The following is a 7,458-nucleotide window of genomic DNA, read 5'->3' on the forward strand; positions in this document are numbered from 1 at the left end:
TTATCGGATAATAAATCGACCAAATTGAAGCTTCTGTTGCTCCACCTAGGCTAACTAATTCTATATCTGTCCATGTAGCTTTGATTTGCTGCGGCAAATTCAACGGTATCCAATCACCCGATAACAAAGCCAGTCGTAGTGAATGATGCGGTTGTGTCCCTTGGCTCGAAGTGTACTCCACTAACATCTGCATCAGTGCTGGTACTGAGTTCCAAACCGTTACCTGGTGGGCGTTGATTAACCAGAGCCAATGTGCGGGATCTTTAGCTTTTGCTGCATTTGGTATAACAATTGTCCCTCCCGCTGCTAAGGTTCCAAAAATGTCATACACCGACAGGTCGAAATTTAGAGCAGAGACTGCTAGAACTCGGTCATCAGCGGTAACACCAAAGCGCTGATTGATGTCGATAATTGTATTAACCGCTCCTTGATGATCGATCATTACACCCTTAGGGATGCCCGTCGAACCAGAGGTATAGATGATATAAGCTAAATCCTCAGGCTGGTGCAATATTTCTAAGGTTTTCTGCACTTCTATGTGAGGGTTATACTCAACATGTACACACTCAATTTCTTCTGGCCACGAAAGACTTTGGTACAGTGCCTCTTGAGTGACAACCAACTGGATTTGTGCTTGTGTTAGAAGCGACCATTGACGTTGTTGTGGCAACCCTGGATCGATAGGTACATACGTGCAACCAGCCATCAATACTCCCAACACGGCAACAATCTGTTCCCATCCCTTGCTCATAACTACAGCAATGTGGGTGCCAGTAGTTGCGCCCAGAGACCGCAACTGATGTCCTAGTTTGACAGCATGTTGGTATAACTGTTCGTAAGTTAGGCATAATTCTGGTGCGATCGCAGCAAGTGATCCTCCCCGTTGTTTCACCTGTTGCACAAACAAATTATCCAATGTCTGCTGAGACGTTACGGTCTGAACCCGATCGACTTGGTTTAGTTGGTGTATAACGTCTAGTTGCTGTGGTGGAAGTAGAGAAGGATATTTTTCCATCCAAATTGTTTCGTCAGTAGCCAATTGCTTGAGGTAATTGCAATAGCTATTAAACATGTCATCTAGGAGGTTAGCAGGGAATAGTTCTTCGATAACATCCCAGTTGAATAACAAAGCCCCTTCTTCTTCTCTGAGTTGATGGTCAAGCCAAACTTGTGGGGTTTGAGTGATGCAATAGACCATTTCACCCAAATGGTTAGCCAACCAATTTTGCTCAGATATATTACTAAATCCTAGAGTACTCGTAAAAACAACCCCCATGGCTTGATAAGTGCCTCGTTGACGTCGTAGCTCTCGCTGCACTTCAACACCACTGACATAGCTATGGTCTAAATCCTCCCACAATCTTCCCTGTAGGCGTTGGGCACGCTCAACAAAGGTAGCCGCTACAGAGTTATCAACCTCTAGCAGGGTGAGGGATGTAAAGTCACCAACAATCTGATTTACTTGGGGATGCAAAGGTAGACGATTAAAAAGTGTAAGATTGATGGTAAAGTGAGGGGACTTACTCCAATAGCTTAAGACATCGCTAAAAGCTGCTAGCAAAATTCCAGAAGCCGTCAAATTAATTTCATGAGCTTTGCTTTTCAATCTTTGCCAGTCTCGAGCTGCAAGCTCAGCACTAAATCGTTTGAATCGAGGTTTTTTAAGAGCAGAGGGTAGTTGGACAAGAGGTAGTTCTGGTGCTGAAGGGAGTGTAGCAATTCGGTCCGACCAATATTTTTGACAGTTTTGGTAGTGCGATGTTTCTTTAAGTCTCAGGTCTGCAAGTATATAATCGCGGAATGATAGGTCTACCTTAGGAAGCTCTGTCTGTGGATTAAAATAAATTTCTACCCATTGTTGCTCCAGTATCATTAGACTCCATACGTCTGCAATTAAGGCATCAAAACTAAAATGCAAACGATAACGATCGCCATCTAGCTTTGTAGCGCAAATCTTAAACAAAGGCCAAGAGTCAGCATCAAAAACTTCATGAGACATTTGCTGTCGAGTGGTCTCTAAATGAGCATTAATACTGTCTTTTGAATGCCCGTCCAAATCAAATACTTCAATTTGGTAATCTGGAACGTGAGGTAAAATTTGTTGCTGGCCATCGGACAGTACTACCATTCTTAACATCTCATGGTGGTTGATGATTCGCTGCCAAGCTTGGGAGAGATGATCCAGATCAAGATTTTTACAATCAAATTCAATATAGGTATGGGTCGATATGTTTCCTAGTTCAAAAGCATCCTGGCGTCCCAACCAATAAGCTTGTTGTATTTCTGTAAGAGGGAAAGGCTCGTGCAGCTCCGATGGTGAAGCAATAGCTATGGGAAAATCGAAATTTAATGGTCTCGATTCAGATAATGTTTCTTGATTTAATTGTTTTTCTTTTATAGTTTGGTCAAGTTTTGCTACTGTTGGCGATTCAAAGATTGTCCGTAAGGGAAGTTCTAACTCAAAAGCTTCTCTAAGTTTGGCAATTAATTGGGTTGCGAGTAGGGAATGTCCTCCCAATTCAAAGAAGTTATCATTGATCCCCACCTGCTCTAGCTTCAGGACATCTCTCCAAATCCCAGCTATCATTTCTTCACCTTGGTTGCGAGGGGCAACAAAAACTCCTTTTAACTCTGGTCGCTCTTTCTGCTTGCGCTCCTCAATTACTTTGAGCACCTGGACGGCCTGACGTAGTTCTGTGGCAATTCTTTCATATCGCCCAGATTTTAATTGGTACTGCACAATAGTGCTAACGTCTTTCTGCGTTGGTAATTTCTTGGTGGCGATCCCTCCAAATTGACCTGGTGAGAAAGTCAACTCTTTTATCTCATCTACCTTAAATTTGAATAGGAAACCCTCACCTTTATTCTCCTTACCTTCCCTGCTAACACTTTCGAGGAAATCAAGTGCTGGCTTATTTTTTTGAGTAGGAATATACGGAACGTCAACATGAATAAGCCCGCGATCGCTAGCAATATCTCCTAACTTGGCAAGCATCTGATGCTCAACGCCCCTGCCTAACACCCGACAGCTTAGTAAAAAGCTGTCCACTCTCAAAACATCAGCACCCAACTCAAACATCAGCACCCCTACCAAACCATAATCGCCAAAGCGATCCTTGACCTCTACCACCAAACACTCTTGCTTTTCTAATGCACAGAATTCTTTAACATCCCCTTCAGAGCGCCTAATAGTTGTCAGATTGAATTGATTCGTTCGCTGTGTTAGCTGCGCTACCCTAGGGAGTTGATGGAGTTGGGGGGGATCGATCTTTACCCGCAATTCCAGTCCGTCAAGAAACTCCTCAAAGGTGAGTGACTCATGACGCACTTTCTCTCGCTCTACATTCTGGCGATAATAATCTGTCCGTGCTGCATCTTCAGCCGTCACCTTTAACTGGTCGAAAGCCCAAATATGCTTGATAAAATCAGGAATATGCCTGCTATCAGTAGGTAATTGAATGGTTAATACTTCTGGACAATTAGCTTGGACTTCCGCACACTCAATTGGGTTGTCATCAATAAAGATAAAGCTGTCCAGCCCCAGTTGCAGCTCTTGGGCTAAAGCTTTCAAATTCTCCGACTTAGATTTCCAGTTAATACGCCAGGAAACCAGATGTTCCTTTCTTAAAGGCATTGAATCATGGTGTTCAAATACAGCCCATACATCTACCTCTTGATTCTTACTACACAGACAGATTAGTTTTCCTGCCCTTTGCTGGGTTACTATGAATTCCTGCAGGGCTTGGTGAGGAGCATCTATTTCCACTCCTGCTGCTCCATCCTCCCCACAAACACCTTTCCACAAAGTCTCGTCGCAGTCGAGAACAATCACTTTGTAGGGAATACTCTTGAGAGCATGGATTTTCCGAGCAAGCATCGACCCCAGAGCGCTGAAGAAAGTCGGCTTATAGGGGATGTGACCGAGCTCGTCTCCATGAGGGTCGTAATAATCTGAAACTGGGTAAAGAGAAACCAATTCTGAGCTTTTTACCAAGTAAATGCTACTTAGCTCCTCAAGATAAGAAGCCAAAAATTCCTCCATCCTCAGATAAAGAGCTATATCCTCTGATTCGGCAGTAGTTGATGGAGGACAGATACAGACCAAGTAAGGCGTTGACGAATCTCTAGCTGCAGTCTTCAGAGCACTAGCAATATCTCTGACATTTTGCTCAATCTGTTCTATTTTTTTGTCAGGTTGTTCCAGAACTGTCAGAATACCCTCCTTGCCAGCAGCGTTACCATTAAGTTGCGAGGTTTTTTGGTTTCTCAGCCAATCCTCAAAACGCACTAAGACAATATTAACGCAATCTTGATTAGTTGCAATAAGGCTGACTGGATTAAGCAGTTCCTGGAATACCTGATTGTAAGGGGCAAATTGAATCTCAGAGGGCAAATCGAGTTCTTCCATCCAAAAGGTGAGAGACTCCTCAACTGGCTCTGCAGTAAAGGTTGCTGCAATTGCAATCTTTTGCTTTTTATCTCTTGCCTTGGCTGCTTTAGCTTTAACCTCAAGTTCTGCCGATAGCTCAAAGTCAGATAGCTTTGAATCTAACTGCTGCACTAACTTCTCTAGGGTCGCTTGATAAGCCTCGACTAGCTGTTTAATTGTATCTCTCTCAAACAGGTCAGTATTGTACTCGCAATCAATACGCATTTTTTCTGAAGACTCAAGAATTACAAATCTTAAATCCAAAAGTGAAGATTCAAGATCTATATCTATAGGAGTAGCTTCAATATTTTCATTAAAAAATCCTTTTAAAGGAAAATTCTGCAATAGGAGAGCAACATTATAAATTGGGTTGTGACTCAGCTGGCGGTCAGGATTAAGCGCTTCTATTATTTTCTGGAAGGGACAATCCTGATTAGAGTAAGCTTCGACAACTTTTTTTCCGACTTGTTGTAGGAATTCCTCTGCTCTTTGTTGACCATTTAAATGGTTACGCACAGCCAAGAAATTTATAAAGCAACCAATGAGCGGTTCAAGCTCGGAGCGATTTCGGCCAGCAATTACTGTACCAAGAACAATATCACTTTGTCCTGTCCACTTGAACAGGAGGATCTTGAGAGCGGTCACCAGAATAGAAAATAGAGTCACGCCTTGACTTTGGGCCAGGGCATTAAGGGAAGTAACGATAGATTTGGAGAGAATAACTGAATGTTGAGCACCTCGGAAAGTATGAACTGAGGAACGAGGGTGGTCAGTGGGTAATTCTAATAAATCTGGCGCACCATCCAATTGCTTCCGCCAGTAATTGAGTTGAGTTTCTAGAACCCCTCCATTCAACCACTGTCTTTGCCACATAGCAAAATCAACATACTGAATTGGTAATTTTGCCAAGGGGGATGGTTCTCCCTGAGTAAAAGCTCGATATAAGGTAGACAGTTCTTGGATAAATATTCCTATTGACCAAGCATCAGAAATGATGTGGTGCATTGTTAGGGAAAATACATATTCTGTCCCATCTAACTGCCATAAACGGCATCTGATTAATGGTGCTCTTTCCAGCTTAAAGGGCTTAGTTATTTCTTGTTGTATTTGTTGCTGGAGTACCGTTTCCCGTTCTTTAACTTCTATTTCCTGTAAGTCCACTATCTTGAGGTTTAAGGTGGCTTTCGGATCGATGACCTGTATTGGCGTGCCATTAACAGTTTGGAAACTGGTACGTAGAACTTCGTGGCGACGGACTATGTCTGATAATGCTTGTTGTAGGGCATTAAGGTTCAAGTTACCGCTGATGCGGAGCACTCCTGGCGAGTTGTAAGCAACAGTTGACCCTTCAAGTTGGTTGATGAACCAGAGTCTTTCTTGAGCAAAAGACAGCGGTAAGTTTTCATCTCTAGGGATAACCGAAATGGCTGGAAGATTTTGATGTTCTTCTTGTCTGACCTGTTTCAAATACGCCAAAATTTCTGCTTTGCGTTCTGCTATCTGCTGTGACAGTGCAGGTGTTAACACACCTTCAGGAGCTTGACAGCGTAATTTTTCTCCGTTAGATGAAACTTGAACATTTAGTTTACGCAGTTGAGAAAGGAACTTGACAATTGTTTGATTATTCATAATTCTATCTCCTCTATATTTGTTTCTGAATATTGTATATCTTGTCCCACCCAACTAAGAACTTCAATGTGTTCAACCAAACCAGCAATTGTCGGTTCTGCAAAGAAGTCAGACAGAGGTAGATCGACTTGGCAAAATTGTCGAATTCTGGAGATTAGCTGAGTAGCAAGTAAGGAATTGCCACCAATGTCAAAGAAATTATCATTAACACTGACTTGATTTACTTCTAACTCTAATATTGTTGCCCAAATGCCAGCTAACTTCTCTTCAATAGGAGTACTGGGGGGTATAAAAATTCTTTCTTGTACTAATATCTCAGGGGCAGGTAGAGCTTTGCGGTTAACTTTGCCATTTGCAGTTAAAGGGAAGGCATCCATTAACACATAATCATTGGGGAGCATATACTGGGGTAATTTTCCTTGTAAATGCTCGTTTAGTTGTTGTGGAATAGATCTGTCGTCCTTTGAAGATTTACCGAACAACTGTTTTGTTTGAACTGGGTCAATCTTGCCTCCAAGAAAACTATAAATTAGACGTTGATTCGATTCTAACTCAAATAAATCTCGTAGCTTGTCAAACTCAAGACCGCCAATTGGACAAAGTCCAATCTGGTAGTTTGGTGCTGTATTCATTAATAGTTGCCCCATGTGCCCTGCCTCCAGGAAACAGAAATTTTCAGCTAGTTCCCCATACATCGGAGTAATGGCACTAAGTTTGCTAATCAAAAAGAGGGAAAACGCAGACTCCTCAAAAATCGGTTGATTGCCACCGTAAATCCTGCTGTCAACATCGCTCCAAGGATTGAGAAATACTAAATTATGCTCCCGAGGACAATAGTAATAGATACCTCCTGACAATCCCGAAACCCGTTCTGGCTTAATTAATAAATATGTTTGTACAGGATAAAGATTTCCTGCAGAAGGATAAAGATATTTGGGTAATGGAAAATCGTCCAGTTTCATTTGCAGCAGACAGCTTAAAAACTGGCTAAACTCCTCTAAAGGAAGGGGTTGCATCAAGAATTGTCGATAACTCTGACGTTTGAGGTAAGCTTCTTTTTGAGCTTCATCAAATTCTGAGAGCGGTAAAGAAATAGTTTCTTTTGTGGGAGATGGAGAACGCAATCCTGGTTGCTTGAGTTTAAATTCAATTTTCTCCACAGGGTCTTGTATTACCCCTGTTGTTTGACTAGGTTGATAACCTTCTGGTAGCTTTGCTTTGTCAACAGAGGACTGACTGGGGACAATATAAGCGACTAAACGCTTGTGTTCCGACTCGCCAAGAACAACAACAATAGCCTCCTTGACAGTAGAATGCTCGCTTAATGCAGCCTCAACTTCACCCAATTCAACGCGATAGCCATTGATTTTAACTTGGAAATCTGAGCGACCGAGAAATTC

2 protein-coding genes are annotated in these 7,458 nt (G+C 42.3%); both read right to left on the reverse strand.

All coding sequences use genetic code 11. The features are described from left to right. On the reverse strand, positions 1-6,058 hold a 6,058-nt coding region (locus tag F6K49_RS32665; RefSeq protein ID WP_293103335.1), incomplete at its 3' end, for an HAD-IIIC family phosphatase. After that, a partial coding sequence (locus tag F6K49_RS32670) for a SagB family peptide dehydrogenase (RefSeq protein WP_293103337.1) occupies positions 6,055-7,458 on the reverse strand: 1,404 nt, incomplete at its 5' end. The genes F6K49_RS32665 and F6K49_RS32670, both read right to left, overlap by 4 nt.

The sequence above is a fragment of the Moorena sp. SIO3I6 genome, from assembly GCF_010672095.1.